Source organism: Saccharopolyspora elongata (assembly GCF_004348985.1).
Classification (GTDB): domain Bacteria; phylum Actinomycetota; class Actinomycetes; order Mycobacteriales; family Pseudonocardiaceae; genus Saccharopolyspora; species Saccharopolyspora elongata.
The window spans coordinates 44,845-69,706 of the sequence record NZ_SMKW01000020.1; the positions used below are offsets into that span (position 1 = coordinate 44,845).

General features: G+C 72.8%; 21 protein-coding genes. 10 read left to right on the forward strand and 11 right to left on the reverse strand.

Annotated features, from left to right (window positions below; genetic code table 11):
* Window positions 1-25 precede the first annotated feature (25 nt).
* Window positions 26-799: a hypothetical protein gene (locus E1288_RS16865; protein WP_207954392.1), complete on the forward strand. Its 774-nt coding sequence runs from the start codon at window positions 26-28 to the stop codon at window positions 797-799.
* 60 nt (window positions 800-859) lie between these two features.
* Here E1288_RS16865 and E1288_RS16870 read toward each other — a convergent pair whose 3' ends face one another.
* The 3 genes from E1288_RS16870 to fabG form a co-directional block, all read right to left on the reverse strand.
* Window positions 860-1,879 carry a ferrochelatase gene (locus E1288_RS16870; RefSeq protein WP_165968148.1) on the reverse strand — a complete coding sequence of 340 codons (1,020 nt, stop codon included), beginning with the start codon at window positions 1,877-1,879 and terminating at the stop codon, window positions 860-862.
* Window positions 1,880-1,946: 67 nt separating this feature from the next.
* Window positions 1,947-2,714 carry an enoyl-ACP reductase FabI gene (gene fabI, locus E1288_RS16875; RefSeq protein WP_132486123.1) on the reverse strand — a complete coding sequence of 256 codons (768 nt, stop codon included), beginning with the start codon at window positions 2,712-2,714 and terminating at the stop codon, window positions 1,947-1,949.
* 130 nt (window positions 2,715-2,844) lie between these two features.
* Window positions 2,845-3,549: a 3-oxoacyl-ACP reductase FabG gene (gene fabG / locus E1288_RS16880; protein WP_132486125.1), complete on the reverse strand. Its 705-nt coding sequence runs from the start codon at window positions 3,547-3,549 to the stop codon at window positions 2,845-2,847.
* A 281-nt stretch (window positions 3,550-3,830) separates the two neighbouring features.
* Here fabG and E1288_RS16885 point away from each other — a divergent pair, with 281 nt between their 5' ends.
* Both E1288_RS16885 and trxA read left to right on the forward strand, forming a co-directional pair.
* Window positions 3,831-6,683 (forward strand): FAD-binding and (Fe-S)-binding domain-containing protein, encoded by a 2,853-nt coding sequence (locus E1288_RS16885; protein ID WP_132486127.1) that lies wholly within the window; start codon window positions 3,831-3,833, stop codon window positions 6,681-6,683.
* Window positions 6,684-6,778: 95 nt separating this feature from the next.
* Window positions 6,779-7,132: a thioredoxin gene (gene trxA, locus E1288_RS16890; RefSeq protein ID WP_132486129.1), complete on the forward strand. Its 354-nt coding sequence runs from the start codon at window positions 6,779-6,781 to the stop codon at window positions 7,130-7,132.
* Between the two features lie 70 nt (window positions 7,133-7,202).
* Here trxA and E1288_RS16895 read toward each other — a convergent pair whose 3' ends face one another.
* From E1288_RS16895 to E1288_RS16930, 8 genes are all read right to left on the reverse strand, one after another.
* Window positions 7,203-7,925 carry an MgtC/SapB family protein gene (locus E1288_RS16895; protein ID WP_132486131.1) on the reverse strand — a complete coding sequence of 241 codons (723 nt, stop codon included), beginning with the start codon at window positions 7,923-7,925 and terminating at the stop codon, window positions 7,203-7,205.
* A 37-nt stretch (window positions 7,926-7,962) separates the two neighbouring features.
* Entirely contained in the window at window positions 7,963-8,553 is a 591-nt protein-coding gene (locus E1288_RS16900; protein WP_132486133.1) for a class I SAM-dependent methyltransferase, read from the reverse strand.
* 225 nt (window positions 8,554-8,778) lie between these two features.
* Window positions 8,779-9,759 carry a VWA domain-containing protein gene (locus E1288_RS16905; protein ID WP_207954397.1) on the reverse strand — a complete coding sequence of 327 codons (981 nt, stop codon included), beginning with the start codon at window positions 9,757-9,759 and terminating at the stop codon, window positions 8,779-8,781.
* A gap of 2 nt (window positions 9,760-9,761) precedes the next feature.
* A complete protein-coding gene (locus E1288_RS16910) occupies window positions 9,762-10,715 on the reverse strand; it encodes a DUF58 domain-containing protein (RefSeq protein ID WP_132486137.1) in 954 nt (317 codons plus the stop codon).
* 14 nt (window positions 10,716-10,729) lie between these two features.
* Window positions 10,730-11,863, reverse strand: coding sequence for an AAA family ATPase (locus E1288_RS16915; RefSeq protein ID WP_132486139.1), 1,134 nt, complete (start codon window positions 11,861-11,863; stop codon window positions 10,730-10,732).
* Window positions 11,864-12,069: 206 nt separating this feature from the next.
* Entirely contained in the window at window positions 12,070-12,651 is a 582-nt protein-coding gene (gene mobA, locus E1288_RS16920) for a molybdenum cofactor guanylyltransferase (RefSeq protein WP_132486141.1), read from the reverse strand.
* Between the two features lie 159 nt (window positions 12,652-12,810).
* Window positions 12,811-14,139, reverse strand: coding sequence for an NlpC/P60 family protein (locus E1288_RS16925; protein ID WP_235883606.1), 1,329 nt, complete (start codon window positions 14,137-14,139; stop codon window positions 12,811-12,813).
* Window positions 14,140-14,302: 163 nt separating this feature from the next.
* On the reverse strand, window positions 14,303-15,142 hold the full coding sequence (locus E1288_RS16930) for an SIR2 family NAD-dependent protein deacylase (protein ID WP_207954393.1): 840 nt from the start codon (window positions 15,140-15,142) through the stop codon (window positions 14,303-14,305).
* Window positions 15,143-15,317: 175 nt separating this feature from the next.
* On the opposite strand from E1288_RS16930, the gene E1288_RS16935 reads away from it, so the two are divergent.
* Genes E1288_RS16935 through E1288_RS16965 form a run of 7 tightly spaced genes read left to right on the forward strand, consistent with a single transcriptional unit; the run spans window position 15,318 to window position 24,799 of the window.
* A complete protein-coding gene (locus E1288_RS16935; protein WP_132486145.1) occupies window positions 15,318-16,709 on the forward strand; it encodes a nitrate/nitrite transporter in 1,392 nt (463 codons plus the stop codon).
* Window positions 16,702-18,777: a molybdopterin oxidoreductase family protein gene (locus tag E1288_RS16940; RefSeq protein WP_132486147.1), complete on the forward strand. Its 2,076-nt coding sequence runs from the start codon at window positions 16,702-16,704 to the stop codon at window positions 18,775-18,777. The genes E1288_RS16935 and E1288_RS16940 overlap by 8 nt, the downstream gene beginning before the upstream one ends.
* Window positions 18,774-20,159 carry an FAD-dependent oxidoreductase gene (locus E1288_RS16945; RefSeq protein ID WP_132486149.1) on the forward strand — a complete coding sequence of 462 codons (1,386 nt, stop codon included), beginning with the start codon at window positions 18,774-18,776 and terminating at the stop codon, window positions 20,157-20,159. The genes E1288_RS16940 and E1288_RS16945 overlap by 4 nt, the downstream gene beginning before the upstream one ends.
* Window positions 20,156-22,669, forward strand: coding sequence for a nitrite reductase large subunit NirB (gene nirB / locus E1288_RS16950; RefSeq protein WP_132486151.1), 2,514 nt, complete (start codon window positions 20,156-20,158; stop codon window positions 22,667-22,669). Before E1288_RS16945 ends, nirB begins: the two co-directional genes overlap by 4 nt.
* Window positions 22,666-22,989 (forward strand): nitrite reductase small subunit NirD, encoded by a 324-nt coding sequence (gene nirD / locus E1288_RS16955; RefSeq protein WP_132486153.1) that lies wholly within the window; start codon window positions 22,666-22,668, stop codon window positions 22,987-22,989. Before nirB ends, nirD begins: the two co-directional genes overlap by 4 nt.
* Window positions 22,986-24,128 carry a uroporphyrinogen-III synthase gene (locus tag E1288_RS16960; RefSeq protein ID WP_132486155.1) on the forward strand — a complete coding sequence of 381 codons (1,143 nt, stop codon included), beginning with the start codon at window positions 22,986-22,988 and terminating at the stop codon, window positions 24,126-24,128. Before nirD ends, E1288_RS16960 begins: the two co-directional genes overlap by 4 nt.
* The gene (locus E1288_RS16965) at window positions 24,107-24,799 is read left to right on the forward strand and encodes a sirohydrochlorin chelatase (protein ID WP_132486157.1); all 693 of its coding nucleotides are present in this window, start codon (window positions 24,107-24,109) and stop codon (window positions 24,797-24,799) included. Before E1288_RS16960 ends, E1288_RS16965 begins: the two co-directional genes overlap by 22 nt.
* Window positions 24,800-24,862 lie beyond the last annotated feature (63 nt).

The window sequence follows — 24,862 nt, forward strand, 5'->3', positions numbered from 1 at the left end:
CGACGTGCCTTGCCCAAGCGCCACGATGGTTGTCTGGACGTCCGCCTGGCTGCACGGTGCAGCCGCCTCGGACGACATGCTCGATGCCCTGCAGACCTGGGCCGAGTCGCAGGAAGTGCTCGCCGCCGACGAGGAACTGGCCGCGCGGCTGGACCTCCCCGGCCCCCAGGAGACCCCGGCCGGTCCGGCGCTGCTGCTCGCCGCACTGCGCAAAGCCGACGCCGGTGACGGCCAGCTGGTGCTGCCGGTGCCCGGTGATGCCCGCGGTCTCGGTGGTATGAGCCCGTTCGCGAAGCTGGCCATGCGCGGCGGCGAGGCCGTCGTGCTGCCGCGGGCCGGGATAGGCCTGGTCCCCCAGCGCATCGCCGAAGGAATCCTGCGCTGGACGGTGTTCGGCATCGGGGACCTGCCGCCGGCCGAGCACCTGCCGATCGGCGAGGCCGAGCACGGCATGGCCTCGGCGATGCGGGAAGCGGCCACCGCGCTGATCGACCTCGGCGTCGCCAAGCACCGGCCCGGGGTCCGCGAGGAGATCGCCCAGACCATCTCGGCCCGCCCGGTGCCGCCGTGGCCCGAGGGCGTGCCGCAGCGCACCCTGCGCATCCTGCAGCGAGCCACCGAGGTGGAGGCGATCCTGTGGGTCGCCACCGACGACGCTCCCGGCGGCGCCCTTTCCGCCTCGGCGATCCGCGGCCGCACGGAGGCCCTGCGCCCGCTGTTCGACGCGGTCCGGGCGGCCCGCCGCGCGTCGGTCGCCGAAATGGTCCGCGTCATCGGCGACCACGCGGAAAAACCCTGAACAAGACGATGGGGTCACCTTCGCCTGAAGGTGACCCCATCGTTTCGCCAGGTCCGGACTTCAGCAGCCCGGGGCGCAGGGTTCGCCGTTGGTACTGGAGCCCGCCGCCGGGAGCTCGGAGAGCTTGCGGGGCTCGGCTCCGTCGGTGTGCTCCGCGATCAGCTCGACGATCAGCTTCGCGAAGCGCGGGTCCGGCCCCGCCGTCGCCGCGCGGGCGAAGCCCATGCCCAGCTCGGCGGCCTTCTCCGCGGCCTCGTTGTCCAGGTCCCAGATCACCTCGAGGTGGTCGGAGACGAAGCCGATCGGGCTGACCACCACCGCCTGGACGCCCGTGGCGTGCAGGTCGTCGAGGTGGTCGCAGATGTCCGGCTCCAGCCACGGCACCTGCGGCGGGCCCGACCGCGACTGCCACACCAGGTCGTAGGCGTCCACCCCGGCCGCCTCGGCGACCAGCCGTGATGCCTCCGCGACCTGGCGGGAGTACCACTGCGGGCGGCCGTCCGGCCCGTCCTGGGCGTCGGCCTTCAGCGGGATCGAGTGCGCGGTGAACACCAGCCGCGCCTGCTCGCGCTGCGACGGGTCCAGCTCGGCGAACCCGCGGCGCACCGCGTCGGCGTTGGCCTCGATGAACAGCGGGTGGTCGAAGAACTGCCGGATCTTCACCAGTTCCGGCGCCCGGTCGCCGACCGCGGCGCGGGCCCGCGCGATGTCCTCGTGGTACTGCTTGCAGCCCGAGTAACCGCCCCACGCGGACGTGGCGAACACCAGCGCGCGGCGCACCCCGTCGTCGGCCATCTTCGCGACGGTGTCCTCGGCCATCGGGTGCCAGTTGCGGTTTCCGAAGTACACCGGCAGCCGCCGGCCCTGCTCGGCGAGCTCGGCCTCCAGCGCGGACATGATGTCCTTGTTGAGCCGGTTGATCGGCGACACCCCGCCGAAGTGGTGGTAGTGCTCGGCGACCTCGTCGAGGCGTTCCGGCGGCACTCCCCTGCCTCTGGTCACGTTCTCCAGGAACGGCCGGACCTCATCCGGGCCTTCGGGCCCACCGAACGACAGGAACAGCAACGCATCAAAGCTCACCCGACCATGATGCCGCCGAGCGATGAGCGCCCGCAGCCGGGGGCACCGGCTGCGGGCCGCGACAGCCTCAGATGCCGAGGGCGTGCACGCCGCCGTCGACCATGATCATCGAGCCGGTGGTCGCGGGCAGCCAGTCCGACAGCACCGCGCAGACCGACTTGGCCACCGGCGTCGGGTCGTTGACGTCCCAGCCCAGCGGCGCGCGGTCGCCCCAGCCGGCCTCCAGGTCGGCGAAGCCCGGGATCGACTTGGCCGCCATCGTCCGCACCGGACCGGCCGAGACCAGGTTGACGCGGACGCCCTTCGGCCCCAGCTCGCGCGCCAGGTAGCGGGAGGTCGACTCCAGCGCGGCCTTGGCCACGCCCATCCAGTCGTAGGCCGGCCAGGCGACGCGGGCGTCGAAGTCCATGCCGACGATCGAGGCGCCCTCGGACAGCAGCGGCAGCGTCGCGGTGCTCAGCGACTTGAACGAGTACGCCGAGACCTCCAGCGCCGTCGAGACGTCCGCCCACGGCGCGGCCAGGAAGTCCCCGCCCAGGCAGGACGCCGGGGCGAAGCCGATGGAGTGCAGCACGCCGTCGAGCCCGTCGACGTGCTCGCGCACCCGGTCGGCGAGGCTGTCGAGGTGCTCGGCGTTGGTCACGTCCAGCTCCAGCACCGGCGCGGGCTTGGGCAGCCGGCCCGCGATGCGCTGCACCAGGCTCATCCGGCCGAACCCGGTGAGCACCACCTCGGCGCCCTGCTCCTGCGCGACCTTGGCCGCGTGGAACGCGATCGACGCGTCGGTGATCACACCGGTGACCAGAATCCGCTTGCCTTCGAGCAATCCGCTCACGTATTTCCTCCGCAATGCTTTCGTGAGGCGCCTGGGCACCTGCGACTACCGCCGGGCGCCGCCGCCGGGCGCGAGAAGACCGGATCGTCCACTGCGTCCGTCCACAGTGTTCGACCGCAGGGAGCCGGGCTCAGTGGCCCATCCCGAGGCCGCCGTCGACCGGGATCACCGCGCCGGTGATGTAGGCCGCGGCGTCGGAGGCCAGCCACTCCACGGTGCCCGCGACCTCCTCGGCGGCGGCGAACCGGGCCAGCGGGATCTGGCCGAAGATCTCCTTCTTCCGCTCCTCGGACAGCGCGTCGGTCATGTCCGTGGTGACGAAGCCGGGCGCCACCACGTTGGCCGTGATGCTGCGCGAACCGAGCTCGCGGGCGATCGAGCGGGCCAGGCCCACCAGGCCCGCCTTGCTCGCCGCGTAGTTGGCCTGCCCGGCCCCGCCGGAGAGCCCGACCACCGACGAGATGAAGATCATCCGGCCCCGGCGGAGGCGCAGCATGCTGCTCGCCGCCCGCTTGGCCACCCGGTAGGAACCGGCCAGGTTGGCGTCGATGACCCGGCCGAACTGGTCCTCGCTCATCCGCAGCAGCAGTGTGTCGTCGGTGATGCCCGCGTTGGCCACCAGCACCTCGACCCGGCCGTGCGCGGCCTCGACCTCGTCGAAGGCCGCGGTCACCTGATCCGGGTCGGTGACGTCGCACTGGACGCCGAACAGCCCTTCCGGAGCGCCCGATCCGCGGTGCGTGACCGCGACCTTGTCCCCGGCGGCCTGGAAGGCCTTCGCGATGGCCAACCCGATGCCGCGGTTGCCGCCGGTCACCAGAACGGACCGTGCCACTGTGGATCTCCCCTCGAACAATGCCGCAAGATTCGTTTCAGCCGCGACATTATCCGCTCGCCACCCACGGCCGCTCATCGCCTCCATACAGAAAAAACTGCACCATGTCGTGGTCCCCCTACAGCGACGAGAGCAGGCACACTGCGCTAGGGAAAACGTCGAGGACCCGACGCGGGTGGCGGAACTCGCGGGATTCGCGGTCACCACCCGGACTCCGGGATCTCCGACCTGCGCACCACCGAACGAGGACCGGCCCGATCAGCAACCCGGGAGGCGCTTGCATGGCAACCTCAGCCGACGTCCTCGCCGCCGAACTGCGCGGCGAGCTCTCCGGCCCGGCCCGCTTCGACCCCGGCACCCGCGCGATGTACTCGACCGACGCCTCCAACTACCGCCAGGTGCCGGTCGGCGTCGTGTTCCCGCGCACCGAGGACGACGTGGCCGCGGCGGTCGCCGTCGCGCGGCGGCACGGCGTGCCGGTCACCGGACGCGGCGCGGGCACCAGCATCGCCGGGAACGCCGTAGGCCCCGGCCTGGTGCTCGACTTCTCCCGGCACCTCAACCGGATCCTGGACGTCGACCCCGAGCGCCGGCTGGCCCGCGTGCAGCCGGGCGTCGTGCTGGATTCGCTGCGCGCGGCCGTCGCCGGTCACGGCCTCACCTTCGGGCCGGACCCGTCCACGCACAGCCGCTGCACGCTCGGCGGCATGATCGGCAACAACGCCTGCGGCACGCACTCAGTGGCCTGGGGGAAGACCGTCGACAACGTGCATTCGCTGGACGTGCTGCTCGCCGACGGCACCCGCCTGCAGGTCGGCGAGACCACGCCGGCCGAGCTCGACCGCTTGTGCTCGCGCGGCGACCGGACCGGACGGCTCTACCAGGAGCTCCGGGCGCTGCGCGACGACACCGGCGACCTGGTCCGGCGCTCGTTCCCGGACCTCACCCGGCGGGTGTCCGGCTACAACCTGGACCAGCTGCTCCCGGAGAACGGCTTCCACCTGGCCAGGGCGCTGGTCGGCACCGAGGGCGGTTGCGCCGTGGTGCTGGGCGCGACGGTCCAGCTGGTGCCCTCGCCGCCGGTCCGGGCGATGACGGTGCTCGGCTTCCCCGACACCTACGCCGCCGCCGACGAAGTGCCCCGGCTGCGCGGGCTGGACGCCCTGGCCATCGAGGGGCTCAGCGCGGAACTCGTCGACGTCGTGCGCCGGCGCAACCCGGCCTCCCCCGCGCTACCGCTGCTGCCCGGCGGGCGCAGCTGGCTGCTGGTCGAATCCGGTGGCGCCGATCAGGGCGAGGCCGAGGCGGCGGCGCGACGCGTCGCGGCGGCGATGGGCGAGCGCGCGGAGAGCGTGATCCACACCGCTCCGGCGCGGATGGCGGCGCTGTGGAAGATCCGCGAGGAGGGCTCCGGGTACTCCACGCGGATGGCCGGCTCCGAGCGGTGGTCCGGCTGGGAGGACGCCGCGGTGCCGCCCGAGCGACTGGGCTCCTACCTGCGGGAATTCGACGCGCTGCTGGCCTCCTACGGCCGCCGCGGGGTGACCTACGGCCACTACGGCGACGGCTGCATCCACGTCCGCATCGACTTCGACCTGCTGTCCTCGCCCGGCGCGACCGAGTACCGGAACTTCCTGGAGGCCGCCGCTGACCTGGTCGTCGCCCACGGCGGCTCGGTCTCCGGGGAACACGGCGACGGCCGGGCCCGGTCGGCGCTGCTGGCCCGGATGTACCCGCCCGAGGTGATCAAGGCGTTCGAGCGGTTCAAGGCCGCCTTCGACCCGGACGACCTGCTCAACCCCGGCCAGATCGTGCGCCCGCGCCCGGCCGACGCCGACCTGCGGCTGCTGGTGGCCCCGCCCCGGCTGCCCGGCCGGACCGAGCTGGCGCTGCACGCCGACTCCGGCGACCTCGCCGCCGCGACCCGCCGCTGCGTCGGGATGGGCAAGTGCCTGAACACCACAGGTGGGGTGATGTGTCCGAGCTACCGGGTGACGAAGGAGGAGAAGCACTCCACCCGTGGTAGGGCGCACCTGCTGTTCGAGATGCTGGCCGGCCGCGTCGTCCGCCGCGGCTGGCGCTCTCCAGAGGTCCGGGACGCACTGGACCTGTGCCTGTCGTGCAAGGGCTGCAAGTCGGACTGCCCGGTCGATGTCGACATGGCGACCTACAAGGCCGAGTTCCTGCACCACCACTACCGGCGACGCATCCGCCCTGCCGCGCACTACTCGATGGGTTTCCTGCCGTTGTGGCTGGCCGCCGGGCACCGCGCGCCCCGGCTGGCCAACCGGGTGCTGACCGGCCCGCTGGCGCCCGCGATCAAGCGGCTCGGCGGGATCGACGCGCGGCGCGAGGTGCCGCAGCTGGCCGCGCAGACACTACAGGCGTGGTGGTCCGGTCGGCGCACGATCTCCGATCCCACCACTCGCGTAGTGCTGTTCCCGGACACCTTCACCAACCACTTCGACCCGCACATCGGCCGCGACGCCGTCGCGGCGCTCGAAACGCTCGGCCACGCCGTGGAAATGCCGCGCGAACCGGTCTGCTGTGGACTCACCTGGCATTCGACCGGGCAGCTGCGCATCGCCCGCGCGGTGACCCGCCGCACCGCCCGCCTGCTGCGCCCGCAGCTGGACCGCGGCCTGCCGGTGGTCGGCCTCGAACCCAGCTGCACGGCGTTCCTGCGCAACGATGCGCTCGAACTCGCGCCGCACGACCCGGACGTCGCCGCGCTGGCCGCCGCGACCAAGACCTTCGCCGCGCAGGTCGAACCGACCCGCGCGCGGTGGCAGCGGGAGCCCGGCCCGGAGGCGCTGGTGCAGGTCCACTGCCACCAGCACGCCGAACTCGGCTTCGCCGCAGACCAGGCCACATTGGACGCCACCGGAACCCGCGCGCGGGTGCTGGACTCCGGCTGCTGCGGCCTGGCGGGCAACTTCGGCTTCGAACGCGGCCACTACGACGTGTCGATCGCCTGCGCCGAACAGGTCCTGCTCCCGGCCGTGCGAGCGGCCGACCCTGGCACCGAGATCGTGGCCGACGGCTTCAGCTGCCGGACCCAGCTCCGCCAGACCACCGACGCCGAACCCGTCCACCTCGCCAGCCTCGTCGCCCGCGCCCTTGGCGTTCCGTGACCGAGGGTGGCGGATGCGACACCCTCCCCGGGGAATGCGCGGACGGCCACGCCGCGTTGCCCCGGTACGCCCGCAACCGCCCAGGAGGAAAGCACATGGCAACGGTCGAGCTGACCACCGAGAACTTCGACGAGGTCGTCTCCGGCAACGAGTTCGTGATCATCGACTTCTGGGCCGACTGGTGCGGCCCGTGCAAGATGTTCGCGCCGGTCTTCGAGCGCAGCGCCGAGAAGCACGACGACATCGTCTTCGCCAAGGTGGACACCGAAGCCCAGCCGCAACTCGCCGGGGCCTTCGAAGTCCGCTCCATCCCGACGCTGGCGATCGTCCGCGACAACGTCCTGGTCTTCCAGCAGCCCGGCGCCCTGCCGGAGAACGTCTTCGAAGACCTCATCCGCCAGGCCCGCGAACTCGACATGGAAGAGGTCCGCAACAGCGCGAAGGAATAGCGTTCGTCGGACTCCTTCGGACTCCTCTTGCAGGTGGGCCAAGCGGCTGCCGCTTCAAAGACGCAGGTCGCTAGAAGCCTGGTTCGAAGGACTCCCCGACCGCGGTGTGCAGCACGCCCGGCAGCGCGCTGACCTCCTCGACCAGCGCGGCTGCCGGCACCTTCCCGCGCAGCCGCAGCGCGACCACCGCCGTCCGCTGCTGCTGGTCGTCGGTGTCCTCGCGCTCCACCTCCAGGTCCATCACCGTCCACCCGCGGCTGGTGCACAGCGTCAGCACGCTCCGCAGCACGCCGTACCCGTCGAGGTAGCCGACGCGCAGCACCTGCGGCTCCCGCAACGACTTGCGCATCAACCGCAACAGCCGCGGGTAGCCGATCGCCACGAGGAAGTGCACCGCCGTCGTCGCCGCGGCCAGCAGCACCAGTCCGCTGCCGCAGGCCATGCCGACTGCGGCGACCAGCCACACCGTGGCCGCGGTCGTCAGGCCGCGCACCGCGTCCCTGCGCACGAAGATCAACCCGCCGCCGATGAAGCCGATGCCCGAGACCACCTGCGCCGCCACCCGCGACGGGTCGAACGAGACCCTCTCGAACTCCAGCAGGTCGCCGAAGCCGTACTTGGACACCAGCACGAACAGCGCCGCTCCGACGCCGACCAGGGCGTGCGTGCGCAGCCCGGCGCTCTTGGCCCGGATCTCCCGCTCCAGCCCGACCAGGCTGGACAGCAGCAGCGCAGTGCCCAGCTCGACGAGCAGCGGAATCTCGCCGAACCCGGCTACTACCGCATCAGACACCCTTGGAACGTAACGCACCGCCGCCGCACGGTCACGGTCAGCTCGACCGTCGCGGCCGCCGGGCCAGGTAGGCCACCGCCGGCGGCAGGTTGCGCCAAACCGTCCGGCTGATCACCGTCTCCTCGAACTCGGCCCGCAGGTCCGCGAGCTGCCGGCGAGCCGGCGGGGCCCACCGCGTCCAGGTGTAGGCGAACTGCGTGTACGCCCCGCCCGGCGCCAGCGACTCGGCGACCAGCCGGATTAGCGGCACCCCGGCCACCGGCGCGTGCGCCACCCACGGCAGCCCGCTGACCACGACGTCGGCCCGCAAACCCCGCTCCCGAAGCAACTCCGGCAGCTCCCGGGCGTTCGCGCACACCGACTCCACCGCCGGGAACCGCTCCCCCAGCTCCGCCGCCCACCTCGGGTTGAGCTCCAGCGCCAGGTGCCGCCCCCGGCCGCCCAGGCGGCGCTGGATCGCCTCGGTGAACGCGCCGGTCCCCGGCCCCAGCTCGACGACCACCGGGTCGCCCGAGTGCGGGACCGGCGCGACCATCTGCTCGGCCAACGACCGGGAGCTGGGGCCGACCGCAGCGGTCGTGGTCGGCGATTTGACGAACTCCCACAGAAAACCCGCTGCCTGGCCCACCGGCGCTCCCGTCGCTAAGAGGTTCTTCAGAATGCGGCGTCAGCCGCATGTGGTGAGGGACTCAGCTCGCACCGCCGCGGGTTCTCAGACGTCGTCTGGCGAGGACAGCCCCGAAGCCGCGTATTGGACATACGTAAGTCGGGGCTCCCACAGTCCAGGCGACGTCTGTAACTCCCGCAGGGGGGCCGCCACCCGCACCGCCACGCAGACCCATTCTGCAACCCCCTAAGGCAACCTCCGGCCGGCGAACATCGATATCCCGGCCGCGATGATCGCGGTGAGCGTACCCAGCACCAACCACGGCTTGCTGGCATCTGTGTGCTTGGTCTCGTAGCCGATCTGCTCGCCGAGCGTCGCGTACACCTCGCGCAGCTGCTCCGCGCTGGCGGCCTTGTGGAACTCGCCGCCGGAGAGCCGGGCGATCTCCTGCATCGCGTCGTCGTCGACCTCGACCCACTCCTGCTCGCCCTGGATCTCGATGCTGCCGTGCTTGGTGCCGAAGGAGATCGTGGAGATCGGGATGCCGGCCTGCTTGGCCTCCTTGGCCTTCGTGTAGGCGCCGCGCGGTGCGTCCAGGTCGCGCGGGATCGTCTGCCCGCCGTCGGCCATCAGCACGATCCGCGCCGGCGGCGCCCCGGCCGGGCCACCGACCATCTTCCCGAACGAGTCGATCGCCTGCATCGAGGCGTTGATCCCGTCGCCGGTGGCCGTCGCCTCCGCCAGCTTCAGGCTGTCGATGGCCTGCTTGACGCCGGCCCGGTCCGTCGTCGGCATCACCAGCACCGTCGCGGTGCCCGCGAAGGACACCAGCCCGAGGTTGATGCCCGGCGTCAGCTTGTCGGCGAACTCCTTCGCGGCGACCTTCGCGGCCTCCAGCCTGCTGGGCTCGACGTCGGTGGCCTTCATCGACAGGGACACGTCGATGGTGAGCATCACGGTGGCCCGGTTGCGCGGGATCCGCTGCTCGGCGGTCGGGCCGGTCAGCGCCACCGTCAGCATGATCAGCGCCACGCCCAGCAGCGCCGGCGGCACGTGCTTCCACCAGCCCTGCCGCTTCGAGGCGACCTGGTCGAGCACCTCCAGGTTGCTGAACCGCAGCGTGTCCCGGCGGCGGCGCCGCAGTGCCCACACGTATCCGACGACCAGCGCCGCGACCACCAGCAACAGCAGGAACCACCACGGCGTGGCGAATCCCGACAAACTCAACATCAAGCAGCTCCTCCGGACCAACCCCGCTTGCGCGCAACGACGAACCGCACCACGTCGGCGATCCAGTCCGAATCCGTGCGCAGCGCCAGGTGCGCGCACCCGGCGCGCCGCAGCACGGCGGCGACCTCATCGCGGTGCGCCGCCGCCGCGGCGGCGAATTCCTTGCGCAGCACCGGGGTGGTGTGCACTTCCCGCCGCTTCCCCGTTTCCGGGTCCGACAGCAGCACGGTGCCGACATCGGGCAGTTCCAGATCGCGCGGGTCCAGCACCTCGATCGCCAGCAGCGAATGGCGGGCCCCCAGGCCGCGCAGCGCGCGCTGCCAATCCGTCGGGCCCAGGAAGTCCGAGATGACCACCGCGAGCCCGCGTCGCCGAGGCGGCCGGCGCAGCGACTCCAGCAGCTTCGCGAGATCACCGCGGGTGCCTTCGGCCGCGCGCGGCGTCTCGGCCACCTTCTTCAGCAACGCCCGCGCGTACGCCGCGCCACCGCGCGCGGGCAGCCGGACCTGCCCGGTGCCGTTGTCCACCACCGCACCGATCCGGTTGCCGCCGCCGCTGGTCAGGAACATCACCGCGGCCAGCGCCGCGACGGCCAGTTCCCGCTTGTCGCTGGCCGCCGAGCCGAAGTCCAGGCTCGGCGAGAGGTCCATCGCCACCCAGGTCTCCAGCTCGCGGTCCGCCACCGTCTGCCGGATGTGTGGTTCGGCGGTGCGGGCGGTGACCGCCCAGTCCATCCGCCGCACGTCGTCGCCGGGCTGGTAGACCCGGGCCTCGCCGGGCTCGGACCCCGGGCCCGGCACCAGGCCCAGGTGATTGCCCTGCAACAGGCCGTCGAGGCGGCCGCGCACGCTCAGCTCCAGCGTCCGCAGCGCGACCTCCAGCTGGCCCGTGTCCAGGGCCGGCGGCGCCCATGGCGGGCGGCCGTCGCGGGCGGAATGGGATGTCGACGACACCGCTGCGTCGCTCCTCACTGGTGCGGGTTCGGCCCGAGGTGCGGCTGCTGCTGCGGGTAGCCGACCGGGCCGGCCGGGCCCACCGGAGCGGGCGGGCCTGCCTGCGGCCGCGCCGACACCTGCGGCAGCGGCACGGTCTGCAGGACCCGGCTGACGATGTGCTCGACCGGGATCCCGTCGGCCAGCGCGTCGTAGGACAGCACCAGGCGGTGCCGCAGCACGTCCGGCACCACGTCCACCACGTCCTGCGGCAGCACGTAGTCCCGGCCGCGGACCAGGGCCAGCGCGCGCGAGGCGGCGATGATGCCGAGGCTGGCGCGCGGCGAGGCGCCGTAGGACACCCAGCCGGCGATGTCGGAGAGGCCGTGCTCGTTGGGCAGCCGGGTGGTCACGACCAGCCGCACGACGTAGTCGACCAGCGCGTGGTGCACGAACACTCCGGCGGCCACGTTCTGCAGGCGGATCAGCTCGTCGGGGTTGAGCACCGGGTTGGGTTCCGGCGCCGCCACGCCCATCCGGTAGATGATCTCCCGCTCCTCCTCCGCCGAGGGGTACTCGACGGGCAGCTTGAACAGGAAGCGGTCCCGCTGCGCCTCCGGCAGCGGGTAGACGCCCTCGTTCTCGATCGGGTTCTGGGTGGCCAGCACGAGGAACGGGGCGGGCATCGGGAAGCTCTGGCCGCCGATGGAGACGTGCCGCTCGGCCATGACCTCCAGCAGCGCCGACTGGACCTTCGCCGGCGCGCGGTTGATCTCGTCGGCGAGCACGAAGTTCGCCAGCACCGGGCCGAGCTCGACGTCGAAGCGCTCGCTGCCCTGCCGGTAGATCCGGGTGCCGAGGATGTCGGCGGGCACCAGGTCCGGGGTGAACTGCAGGCGGGAGAACGAGCCGCCCACGACCCGCGCGAAGGTCTCCACGGCGAGCGTCTTGGCGACGCCGGGCACGCCTTCGAGCAGGATGTGGCCCTTGGCCAGCAGCCCGGTCAGCACCCGCTCCACGAGCCGGTCCTGGCCGACGATCACCCGCTTGACCTCGAAGACGGTGCGCTCCAGCAGCTGCGCGTCCCGCGCCGGGGTGCTCACCTGGTCCGCCGGGCGCGCCGCCGCGGCTCCGGCGCCCCCGCTCTCACCGTTGCCGGCCTCGGTCACTTCTCCCAGCCTCCTGTCGTCGATGCGGCCGTTCGTGGCCGATCAAGATCCTGACACGCGCCGATCGCAGGCTCGCGCGGGGGCGATGCCCCATGAACACCCAACCGCACGCGCGGTGTGACCGCTGTTAAGCGGTTGATTTCACTCTTCACTGAAGTTATAGACACTACAAGCATTCAAGCAGCGGCCTTCCCGGGACGAGCAGCTCACTCGTTTCTTCGGGTTTCGCGGGCCCGGCGGAGGTCCTCGGGGGTGTCCACATCGGACGCTTCCGCCCCGGATGCGGGGATCAGCAGGGGCGCCAACGGAGCGAAGGCGGAGCGGATCGAGCCGTTGCGCGCCTCCCCCGGCATCGCCTCCCGGAGCGCGGCGGTCCGCCACACCCCCACCAGCCACTGCGGTTCGCCCGCGTCGTCGGCCAACACCGCGCCGGGAGCTCCAGGATCGGCGAGCAGCGCCTCCAGCAGGCGCGAGATCGTCGCCGGCTCCAGGTGCGGATGATCTCCGGCTAGCACGGCGACCAGCCGTGCCGACGCCGGCAACCTCCGCAACCCGGCGTGCACGCCGGCCAGCGGGCCGCCGCCCGGTGGCTCCTCCAGGGTCCACTCGACCGCCCTGGCCGTCTCCCGCTGCGGCCCGACCACGATGACCGGATCCGCCGCCGCCACGGCGTCGAGGGTGCGGTCCAGCAACGACCGGCCGCCGACCGGCAGCAAGACCTTGTCCACGCCGCCGAGCCGACGCGCCCGACCGCCCGCCAGCACGAGTGCCGCGAATTCCACCGCCACGCCGCGCAATGCTCCCAGCCGTCCGGAACCCGCGGCCAACCGGACCGCGAGTACGTTCCCTTGCCGGCCTTTCACGAGCAGCCGGTCGCAGGACCATTACTTGGTCTTGCTGCGCACGACCTTCCATGGACCGGTAAGCCCGAGCTGGGACTCCGGGCCTCAGAGCATGCGGACCGCGTACGGGGCGATGCCGCCGTAGCGGACGGCGGTGACCCGGACCCGCGAGCCCGAGTACGGCGCCTCCACCATCCTTCCGCCGCCGAGGTAGAGCGCCACGTGGTGGATCCGGCCGCCGTCCTGCCAGAACAGCATGTCGCCGCGCCGCATCTGCGACACCGGCACCCGGCGACCGGACTGGTACTGGTAGCCGCTGTAGTGGTCGAGGCTGACGCCGGCCCCGGCGAAGGCGTAGATCATCAGGCCCGAGCAGTCGAACCCGACCTTGGCGTAGTCGCCGTAGGAGTCCGCGACTCCGCCGTCCCGGATGCCCCGCGACGGGCCGCGCGAAGTCCCGCCGCCCCACGCGTACTGCACGCCCAGCTGGGACAGCGCCCGCCCGACGACCACCTCGACCGACCGCCCGCCGGGCCGCGGCCCCGCACCTGCCGATGGTGCGGTGACCGTGCTGTTCGACGTGGCCTGCGCGGCCGCTTGCGCGGCGGCCTCCTCCTCGCGCTGCTTCGCAGCTTGCCAGCTCTCGTAACGGCCGCGCTGCGCTTCCAGGCCCGCCACGTGGGAGCGCGCCTCGGCGAGCTGCGCTTCCACGCCTGCCTTGTCGGCCTCCAGCCGGCGCGCTTGCTCCGCCTGCGTCTCCTGCGCCGTGATGGCCGCCTGCTCCGCTGCCTCCGCGGCGCTGCGCGCCTGATCGGCGGCGAGGCGCTTCGCCTCTGCGTCCTGCAGCGCCGCCCGGGTCAGCGAGTCCTTGTTGATCTTCTCGATCCGCGCCCGCTCCAGGTCGTCCATGACGTCGAGCTGGGATTCGCTGATCGCGTCCAGGAAGACCGCCCGGTCGAGCACGTCCTGCGGGGTCTTCGAGCCGATGAAGGCCGTGGCCGAGCCGATCGTGCTGCCCTGCCGGTAGCTGCTGGCCGCGAACTGGTCGAGCCGCTTGCGCTGCTCCTCGATCTGCCTGGCCGCGGCGTCGGCCTCGGCCCCGGCCGCCTCGGCGGCGCGGCGGGCATCGTCGTAGGCGCGTTCGGCGCGGCCGAGGTCGACCCGCGCCTTGTTCGCGTCCTCCATCTTGAGCTCGACCTGGGACCGCAGGCCGATCAGCTGCGACTCCGCATCGGCGAGCCGGTTCGCCAGCTCCCCCACCTGGCTCGCCGTGCTCTGCGCCGTCTCGCGGCCCGCACTTATCTCGGCGTCGCTGGGGTTGGGCGGCGGGGGTGGCACCGCGAGGGCACTACCGGACGCCGCCAGGCCGACTGTCGTCAGCAGCGTGATCGTGGCAATGCTCCGCGCGCGGAGCACTCCTCGGGTTCGCGACACGACCGTCACCTCCAGCTGATGCGCCCGATCGGCGGTCGATCAATGGGCCTAATGGAGTCACACGACAGCCAGGAACTTTGCCACTCGTGCCCCGATTGCACCACTTGGCACGATCACGACATGTGCAACATCAGCCACACGTGTCACATCGTTGGAGGGACGTTCACCCCCAGGTGCTGGGGTCGCCCCAGGTGCGCAGCGGGTTCGGCGAGTCGATCAGCGGCGCCGCGACCAGCTCCGGAAGCACCTCGACCAGCGGCTCGCGCAGCACCGCCGACGCCACGTCGTCGTACGGGGTCGGCTCGGCGTTGCAGATGACCAGCGCCGCGCCCGCCTTGACGGCCAGCTCCACGAAGCCCGCCGCCGGGTACACCGTCAGCGAGGTGCCGGCCGCGACGAACAGGTCGCAGTTCAGCGTCGCGCGCTGGGCGTCGCGCAGGACGTCGGGGTCCAGGGACTGTCCGAAGGAGACGGTCGCCGACTTGAGGATGCCACCGCAGGAACGGCAGGGCGGGTCCGGCTCGCCGGCCGCCACCCGTTCCAGCGCGGCGCTCATCGGGCCCGTCGCCCCGCAGTCCAGGCACACCGTCCGGTAGATCGTGCCGTGCAGCTCCAGGACCCGGTCGCGGTCCAGGCCGGCGCGCTGGTGCAGCTCGTCGATGTTCTGCGTCAGCAGCGCGCCCAGCCGCCCGGAGCGGTCGAGTTCGACGAACGCGCGGTGGGCGGCGTTGGGCTCGGCGCGCCAGGCCGAGTGCTCGGCGCGGTTGCGCCACGCCTCCTCGCGGACCTGCGGATCGGCGATGTAGCTGTCGATGTCGGTCAGGCGCTGGGCGGCCGGGTTCTTGGTCCACACGCCGTTGGGGCCGCGGAAGTCCGGGATCCCGGAGGCCGTCGACACCCCGGCGCCGGTGAGGGCGGTGATCCGGCGCGCGCGGCCGAACAGTTCGCGGGCGCGCTGCCAGTCCGCGCCGTCACCCGTGCCGTCGGCCGTGCCTCGCTGCATCACGGCTCCACGGTGCCATGGCCCGACCGGCCGAGGCGTGCTCGGGGGCCGTTCCGCTGCTCACACCGCCCGGACCTGCGCTTGTGAAGGCCGGTTTGCACCGTGGTAACGATCGGTGCGCCCGCTCGAAACACCCGGTTCCTACCTTCGGAGCAATCCAACGAGAGGAGCCGAGTTGACCGCGAGAGCCAAGGCCAGCGGCCGCTGGATCGAGGGCTGGGATCCCGAGGACGAGCGGTTCTGGGAATCCACCGGCAAGCGCGTGGCGCGGCGGAACCTGATCTTCTCGATCCTCTCGGAGCACATCGGCTTCTCCGTCTGGAGCATCTGGTCGGTGCTGGTGCTGTTCATGTCGCCGGACATCGGCTTGCCGTTCACCGCGGCCGAGAAGTTCCTGCTGGTGATCACCCCGAACCTGGTGGGCGCCGTGCTGCGGCTGCCCTACGCCGCCGCGGTCACCCGCGTCGGCGGCCGCAACTGGACGGTCTTCAGCTCCGCCGTGCTGCTGGTGCCGACCGCGCTGGCGTTCCACTTCGTGCAGCAGCCGGGCACGCCGCTGTGGGTGTTCATGCTGATCGGCGCCGCGGCCGGGGTCGGGGGCGGCAACTTCGCCTCGTCGATGACGAACATCACGACCTTCTACCCGCAGCGCCACCAGGGCTGGGCGCTGGGGCTCAACGCGGGCGGCGGAAACCTCGGCGTGGCGGCGATCCAGGTCATCGGCCTGCTAGTGATCGCCACCGCGGGCAACTCCCACCCGTCCTACGTCGCGGCGATCTACCTGCCGCTGATCGTGGCGGCCGCCCTGTGCGCGGCGCTGTTCATGGACAACGTGGACGCGGTGCGGGCCCGTCCCGGCGCGTTGCGCGAGGCCGCCGCGAACAAGCACACGTGGTGGGTCTCGTTCCTCTACATCGGAACGTTCGGCTCGTTCATTGGTTACAGCTTCGCCTTCGGCCTGGTGCTGCAGACCGAGTTCGGCTTCACCCCGCTGCAGGCCGCGAGCTGGACCTTCCTCGGCCCGCTGATGGGCTCGGTGGCCCGGCCGTTCGGCGGCTGGCTGTCCGACCGGCTGGGCGGCGCCCGGGTCACCCTCGGGGCCTTCGCCGGCATGACGGCGGGCACCGGGGCGCTGCTGTTCGCGTCGTCGCAGGGCTCCTTCGCGCTCTACCTCGCGGCGTTCATCGCGCTGTTCGTGCTGACCGGCATCGGCAACGGCTCGACCTACAAGATGATCCCCGCGATCTTCGCCAAGGAGGCCGAGGACGACGTGACCGACGGCGGCGAGGCCATCGCGGCTTTCGCCCGGGCCCGGCGGATGTCCGGCGCGGTGATCGGCATCGCCGGCGCGATCGGTGCGCTCGGCGGCGTGGGAATCAACCTCGCCTTCCGAGCCTCCTACGGCGGCGCGGCCGCCAACGGCGATGCCGCCCTGACGACGTTCCTCGGCTACTACGTGGTGTGCGGGCTCGTCACCTGGGTGGTGTACCTGCGCGGGACTCTCAAGAACACCCCCGCGCCGCGGCCGGCTCAGGAGCCGTCGAAAGCCGAGGTCGGTCGTGCCTGACATCCGGACCGTTGCCACCCACTGCCCCTACTGCGCCCTGCAGTGCGGCACCCGGCTGACTCGCGAGCGGCGCGGCGTGTCGGTGCGGCCGACGGACTTCCCGGTGAACCGAGGTGGTCTGTGCCAGAAGGGCTGGACCGCGCCTGCACTGCTGGACGTCCCGGACCGGCTGCGGAACCCGCTGGTGCGCCGCGGCGGCGAGCTCGTGCCGGTCGACTGGGACACCGCGCTGGGCACCGTCGCCGCCGGCATCGACCGGGTGCGGCGCGAGCACGGGCCGGACGCGGTCGGGGTGTTCGGCGGCGGCGGGCTGACCAACGAGAAGGCCTACCTGCTCGGCAAGTTCGCCCGGCTGGCGCTGGGCACCAGCCAGATCGATTACAACGGCCGGTTTTGCATGTCCTCGGCCGCGGCCGCCGGCAACGCCGCCTTCGGCGTCGACCGGGGACTGCCGTTCCCGGTCACCGATCTCGCCGGCGCGGACGTGGTGCTGCTGGCCGGGGCGAACCCGGCCGAGACCATGCCGCCGCTGATGCAGCACCTGAACGCCGCGCAGCTCGTGGTCATCGATCCCCGGCGCACGGCGACCGCCGAGCGCGCCGCGCTGCACCTGCGGCCCGCCCCGGGCACCGACCTGGCGCTGGTGCTGGGACTGCTGCACATCGCCCTGGTCGACGGCTGGTCCGACACCGCCTACATCCGGTCGCGGACAACGGGTTTCGACGCGGCGTGGCAGCGGGCGACAACCTGGTGGCCGGAGCGCGTCGAGCGGGTCACCGGGGTTCCGGTGACGGCGCAGCGGCAGGCGGTGCGGATGCTCGCCGAGGCCGAGAGCGCTTACGTGCTCACGGGTCGCGGGGCCGAGCAGCACAGCAAGGGCGTCGACACCGTGTCCGGGTTCATCAACCTCGCCCTCGCGCTCGGCCTGCCGGGCCGGCCCGGTCGCGGCTACGGCTGCCTCACCGGTCAGGGCAACGGTCAGGGCGGGCGCGAGCACGGCCAGAAGGCCGACCAGCTGCCCGGGTACCGGATGATCACCGATCCCGCCGCGCGGGCGCACGTGGCCGAGGTCTGGGGCGTGCCGCCCGAGGCGCTGCCCGGTCCGGGCCGCAGCGCCTACGAGCTGCTCGACGCCTCGGGCCGCGCCGACGGACCCCGGGCGCTGCTGGTCTTCGGCTCCAATCCGGCGGTTTCGGCGCCCAACGCCGGTCACGTCGTCAAGCGGCTGTCCGCTTTGGACTTGCTGGTGGTGGCCGACTTCGTGCCCTCGGAGACCGCTGAGCTGGCCGACGTGGTGCTGCCGGTGACGCAGTGGGCCGAGGAGGAGGGCACCATGACCAACCTCGAAGGCCGCGTGCTGCGCCGCCGCCGGTTGCAGGTGCCGCCCGGCCACGCGCGCAGCGATCTCGAAGTGCTGCACGGCCTGGCGGTTCGCCTCGGCGAGCCCGGCCACCGCTACCCCACTTCGCCCCGGGAGGTCTTCGACGAGCTGCGCCGCGCGTCGGCCGGCGGCAAGGCCGACTACAGCGGCATCACCTACGACCGCCTCGATTCCGGCGAGGCCCTGCACTGGCCCTGCCCCGACCCGGAACATCCCGGTACGCCGCGCCTCTTCCTCGACGGCTTCGCGCATCCCGACGGGCTGGCCCGGTTCGCGGCCGTGGAGCACCGCGATCCGGCCGAGACGCCGCAGGAGGCGTTCCCGCTGACCGCGACCACCGGCCGGGTGCTGGCGCAGTACCAGTCCGGCGCCCAGACGCGGCGGGTGGCCGAGCTCAACGAGGCGGCCGCCGAGGCTTTCGTGGAGATCCACCCGGACACCGCCGACCGCGCAGGCCTCGCCGAAGGCGCCCTCGCCCGGGTCACGTCGCCGCGCGGCAGCGCGCTGGCGCGCGTGCGGATCGTCGCCACGATGCGCACCGACACCGTGTTCCTGCCGTTCCACTTCCCCGGCCCGGGGCGGGCGAACCTGCTCACCGGTGACGCGCTGGACCCGCGCAGCCGGATGCCGGAGTTCAAGGTCAGCGTCGTGCGGATCGAGCCCGCCGAGGAGGTGGCCACCCGATGAACCGCATCGTCATCGTCGGCAACGGGCCCGCCGCGCACCGGCTGGTGGAGCGGCTGCGCGCGCACGGCCACGCGGGCCCGATCACGGTGCTGGGCCGCGAGGAACACCCCGCCTACAACAGGGTTCTGCTCGGCGCGGTCCTGGACCGGACGCTGACCCCCGCCACCCTGGCACTGCCCGTGGTGGACGCCGAGGTGCACCTGCGGGTCACCGCCACCGAGATCGACCGCGCCCGGCGTGTGGTGCGCACCGACAACGGCGACGAGCACCCGTACGACGTGCTCGTGCTGGCCACCGGATCCCGGCCCCGGCTGCCCGAGATCCCCGGGCTGGGCGGCGAACGCCTGCAGGCGTTGCGCACGCTCGCCGACTGCGCGCGGATCGGCTCCGCCGCAGGTCCGGTCGCGGTGCTCGGCGGCGGGATCCTCGGCGTCGAAGCGGCGCGGGCGCTGCTGGCTCGCGGGCACGAGGTGACGCTGGTGCACCCGAATCCGCACCTGATGGACCGGCAGCTCGACGACGTCGGCGGGCGCCTGCTCGCCGAGCGGCTGGGCAAGCTCGGCGTCGAGCTCCGGCTCGGCCGCCGGGCGGTCGCCTACCGGCGCGGGCAGCTCGTCCTGGACAGCAGCGATGTGGTGCCGGCCGGCCTCGTCGTGGCGTGCACCGGAGTCACCGCGGAGACCGGGCTGGCGGTCCGGGCGGGATTGCCGGTGCGGCGCGGGATCGTCGTCGACGACCGGCTGCGCACCAGCGATGCGCGCATCCACGCCATCGGCGACTGCGCCGAGCACGACGGCGAGGCGTCCGGCCTGATCGCCTCGGCCTGGGAACAGGCCGACGCGCTGGCGGAGCTGCTCGCCGGCGGCGACGCACGCTACCGCGGGACCCGCACCGTCACCCGGCTCAAGGCCCGCGGTATCGACCTCGCCTCGATCGGCTCGGTCGACTGCCTCCAGAGCACGGACGCCGAGGTGGTGACGCTGTCGGACCCGGCCCGCGGCCGCTACGCGAAGCTCGCGCTGCGCGAGGAACGGATCGCCGGCGCGGTGCTGTTCGGATTCCCGGAGGCGATCGCGGCGGTCAGCCAGCTGCACGACCGCGACCTGCCGGTGCCCACCGACCGCCTCGCGCTGCTGCTGGGCACGCCGGCCGCCGTGCCGGGCGCGCCCGCCGAGCTGCCCGAGGACGCGGTGATCTGCCGCTGCAACAACGTGACAAAGAAGGCCCTGACCGCCGCCTGGCAGGGCGGCGCCCGCTCGGTCCCCGAGCTGGCCAGGGCGACGCGGGCGACCACCGGCTGCGGAGGCTGCGTCGACGACGTCGGCCGCCTCTGCGGCGCGCTGGCCGACCGCACCGAACACCAGAAGGAGGGCGCGGCATGACCCGCACGCTCGTCGTCGTCGGCCACGGGATGGTCGGCCACCGGCTCGTCGAAGCGCTCCGGGAGCGCGACGCGGACGGCACCTGGCGGATCGTCGTCCTCGGCGAGGAATCCCGGCCCGCCTACGACCGGGTGGCGCTGTCGTCCTACTTGGACGGCAAGAGCGCCGAGGACCTGAGCCTGGTCGACCACGAGCTGCTGGACGACCCGATGGTCGACCTGCGGCTGGGCATCGGCGCGACCGGCATCGACCGGGCGGCCCGCACAGTGTCCACATCGGATGGTGCGGAGCTGCGCTACGACGCGCTGGTGCTGGCCACCGGCTCGCGGCCGTTCGTGCCGCCGGTGCCCGGCCACGACCTCGACGGCTGCTTCGTCTACCGCACCATCGAGGATCTCGACGCGATCCGCGCCGCCGCCACCGAAGGCGAGCCCGGCGTCGTCATCGGCGGCGGCCTGCTCGGCCTGGAGGCCGCGAACGCGCTGCGACTGCTGGGCATGCGGGCGCACGTCGTGGAGATGGCGCCGCGGCTGATGCCGCTGCAGGTCGACGAGGGCGGCGGCCAGGTGCTCGGCCGGCTGGTCGGCGATCTCGGCCTGACGGTGCACTGCGGAGCCGCGACGAAGTCCATCGACGGCGAGGGGCGCGTCCGCGGGGTCACGCTGGCCGACGGCACCGTGATCGACACCGATGTCGTGGTGTTCTCCGCCGGCGTCCGGCCGCGCGACGAGCTCGCCGAGCCCACCGGGCTGGCGCGAGCGGATCGCGGCGGGTTCCTGGTCGACGCGAGCTGCCGCACCAGCGACGAGAACATCTGGGCCATCGGCGAATGCGCGGCGGTGGAAGGCCGCTGCTACGGCCTGGTGGCGCCCGGCTACAGCATGGCCGAGGGCGTCGCGGAGCAGCTCCTCGCCCTCGGCGAGGGAACCTTCCCCGGCGCGGATCTGTCCACCAAGCTCAAGCTGCTCGGCGTCGACGTCGCCAGCTTCGGCGACGCCCACGCCCAGACCGACGGCGCGCTGGAGGTCGTCTACGCCAACAACGCCGCGGGCACCTACGCCAAGCTCGTGCTCAGCGACGATGCGCGGATCCTGCTCGGCGGCGTCCTCGTCGGCGACGCGACCGCCTACTCGGTGCTGCGGCCGCTGATCGACCGCGAACTGCCCGCCCCGCCGGAACAACTGCTGCTGCCCGCGGGTTCCGGCGTCGACGCGGGCGCGCTGCCCGCCGATGCGACGGTCTGCTCCTGCAACAACGTGTCCAAAGAGGACATCACATCGGCCATCGCCGGACAGGGGCTCACCGACGTGCCCGGGATCAAGGCCTGCACGAAGGCCGGCACCAGCTGCGGCTCGTGCGTGCCGATGCTGAAGAACCTGCTCGCCGAATGCGGCGTGACCGCCTCCAAGGCGCTGTGCGAGCACTTCCCGCAGTCCCGCGCGGAACTGTTCGAGATCGTCCAGGCCACCGGGATCGGCTCGTTCTCCGAGCTGATCGGCAGGCACGGCAGCGGTCACGGCTGCGACATCTGCAAGCCCGCCGTCGCCTCCATCCTGGCCAGCCTCGGCCACGGCCACATCCTCGACGGCGAGCAGGCCGGGCTGCAGGACACCAACGACCGGTTCCTGGCCAACATGCAGCGCAACGGCACCTACTCGGTGGTGCCCCGGGTGCCCGGCGGCGAGATCACGCCGGAGAAGCTGATCGTGCTCGGCGAGGTCGCCAAGGACTTCGGCCTCTACACCAAGATCACCGGCGGGCAGCGCATCGACCTGTTCGGCGCCCGGGTGGAGCAGCTGCCGCTGATCTGGCGGCGGCTGGTGGACGCCGGGTTCGAATCCGGCCACGCCTACGGCAAGGCGCTGCGCACCGTGAAGTCCTGCGTCGGCAACGACTGGTGCCGCTACGGCGTGCAGGACTCGGTGAGCATGGCCATCCGGCTGGAACTGCGGTACCGGGGCCTGCGGGCACCGCACAAGATCAAGGCCGGCGTGTCCGGCTGCGCCCGCGAGTGCGCCGAGGCGCGCGGCAAGGACTTCGGCGTGATCGCCACCGACAAGGGCTGGAACCTCTACGTCGGCGGCAACGGCGGTTTCACCCCGCGGCACGCCGACCTGCTGGCCGCCGACCTCGACGACGAGCGGCTGATCAGGATCATCGACCGGTTCCTGATGTTCTACGTGCGCACCGCCGACCGGCTGCAGCGCACCTCGGCGTGGCTGGAGGCGCTCGACGGCGGCCTCGACCACCTGCGGGAGGTGGTGGTCGAGGACTCCCTGGGCATCGCCGGGGAGCTGGAGGCCGCGATGCACCGCCACGTCGAGAACTACGCCGACGAGTGGGCCGGGGTGCTGGCCGATCCCGGCAAGCTCGCCCGCTTCGTGTCCTTCGTCAACGCCCCCGACGCGCCGGATCCGACGATCCGATTCGTCCAGGAACGCGGCCAGATCCGGCCCGGCCCGGTCACGCTCCCGATGCCCGCCATCCCGAACCAGGAGGTGCTCACGTGAACTGGCAACAGATCTGCGAACTCGACCTGCTGCCGCCCGAGTTCGGGCTGCCCGCGCTGATCAGCGACCACGCGGTGGCGCTGTTCCGCACCCGCGACGACGAGCTGTTCGCCGTCGGCAACGTGGACCCGTTCTGCGGGGCCGGCGTGATGAGCCGCGGCATCGTCGGGGACCGCGACGGCGAACCCACGGTCGCCTCGCCGATGCTCAAGCAGGTCTTCTCGTTGCGGACCGGGCTGTGCCTGGACGACCCGGGCGCGCGGCTGCCGGTCTACCCGGTGCGGCGCCGGGCCGACGTGGTGGAGGTCGCCGTCCCTTGATCGACGAACTCGCTGGTTACACCGTCGCGGTGACGGCGGCGCGACGGGCCGACGAGCTCGGTTCCCTGCTGGAGCGCCGCGGCGCGCGGGTCGTGCATGGCCCCGCGCTGCGGATCCTGCCGCTGGCCGACGACGCGGAGCTGCGCCGCGCGAGCCGGGACTGCGTCGCCGCCCCGCCGGACGTGGTCGTGGCGACCACCGGCATCGGGTTCCGCGGCTGGATCGAGGCGGCCGAGGGCTGGGGCATCGGCACCGAGCTGCTCGACGCGCTGCGCCCGGCGCAACTGCTGGCCCGCGGGCCGAAGGCGCGCGGGGCGGTCCGCGCCGCCGGGCTGCCCGACCCGTGGTCGCCCGCCTCGGAATCGTCGGCGGAACTGCTGGAACGCCTGCTCGACCAGCCGCTGGACGGGGTCCGGGTAGCGGTGCAGCTGCACGGCCAGCCGCTGCCCGACTTCGTCGAGGCGCTCAGCTGCGCGGGCGCGGAGGTCATCGAGGTCCCGGTGTACCGCTGGACCGCGCCCGCCGACATCACCGCGCTGGACAACCTGCTGACCTCGGTGTGCGCGCGGGAGGTCGACGCGGTGACGTTCACCAGCGCGCCCGCGGCGGCCAGCCTGCTGTCGCTGGCCGCCGAGCGGCGCTGCCAGGTCGAACTGCTCGACGCCCTGCGCGGGCCGGTGCTGGTCGCCTGCGTCGGGCCGGTGACGCACGCCCCGCTGGCCGATCACGGCGTTCCCGCGGTGATCCCGCAGCGGTTCCGCATCGGCGCGCTGGTGCGCTCGCTGTGCATCGCGCTGCCGGGCCGGGCGCCGACGCTTCCGGTCGGCGGCAGGCAACTGCAGGTGCGCGGGCACGCCGCCGTCGTCGACGGCGTGGTGAAACCCCTTTCACCGCAGGGGAAGACGCTGCTGCTCGCGCTCGCCGAACGGCCCGGCCGGGTGGTGTCGCGGCGCAGCCTGGCCGAGGCGTTGAACGGCGCCGGGAACCCGGCGGACGAGCACGTCGTGGAGCAGGCCGTCGCGCGGCTGCGGGCCGCGCTCGGAGCGCCGGAGCTCGTGCAGACCGTGATCAAGCGCGGATACCGACTTCCGCTGGAACCGATGGGGGACGCACCGCGATGCGCCGATCCGCAACCCTGACTCCCCCGCTGCTGCTGGTCGCCCACGGCACCCGCGATCCCGCCGGGCCGCGGGTGGTCGAACACCTCGCCGAAGCCGCGGCCGCCCGCCTGCGGGTGCCGGTGCACGTCGCGTACGTGGACGTCATCGGCCCGACCGTCGCGGAGGCACTGCGGGCGGCCGGTGACGGGCCGGTGGTCGCGCTGCCCGCGTTCCTCGCGGCCGGCTACCACGTGCGCACCGACCTTCCGGAGCAGATCGCCGCGACAGGACACGAGGGCGTGACGGTCTGCGCTCCTCTCGGCCCAGCGCCGGAGATCGTCGAGGCGATGCTGCGGCGGTTGGTCGCCGCCGGTTGGCGGCCCGGCGACCGGGTCGCGTTCGCCGCGGCCGGTTCGTCGGACGAGCAGGCGCTGGCCGACGTGCGAACCGCGGCGCGGCTGCTCGGCCGCCGTGTCGGCCGGTGGCTGACGCCGAGCTACGTCGCCACAGCGTCGCCCGCGACCGCCGACGTCTGCGGCCCGGCCGACTTCGTCGCTCCGTACCTGCTGGCCCCGGGGTTGTTCCACCGGCGGCTCGCGGAACTGCCGGTGGCCGGCGTCGCCGAGCCGATCGGCGCGCACCCGAGCGTGATCGACCTGATCGCCCGCCGCTACCGGTCGGCGGTGCGCGATCGCGTTTCCGCCGCCTGAACTCCCGGCACCGGGATTCATCCGCGCGGATCGGGGTACTTCAACGGAATCGAACGGCTTCAA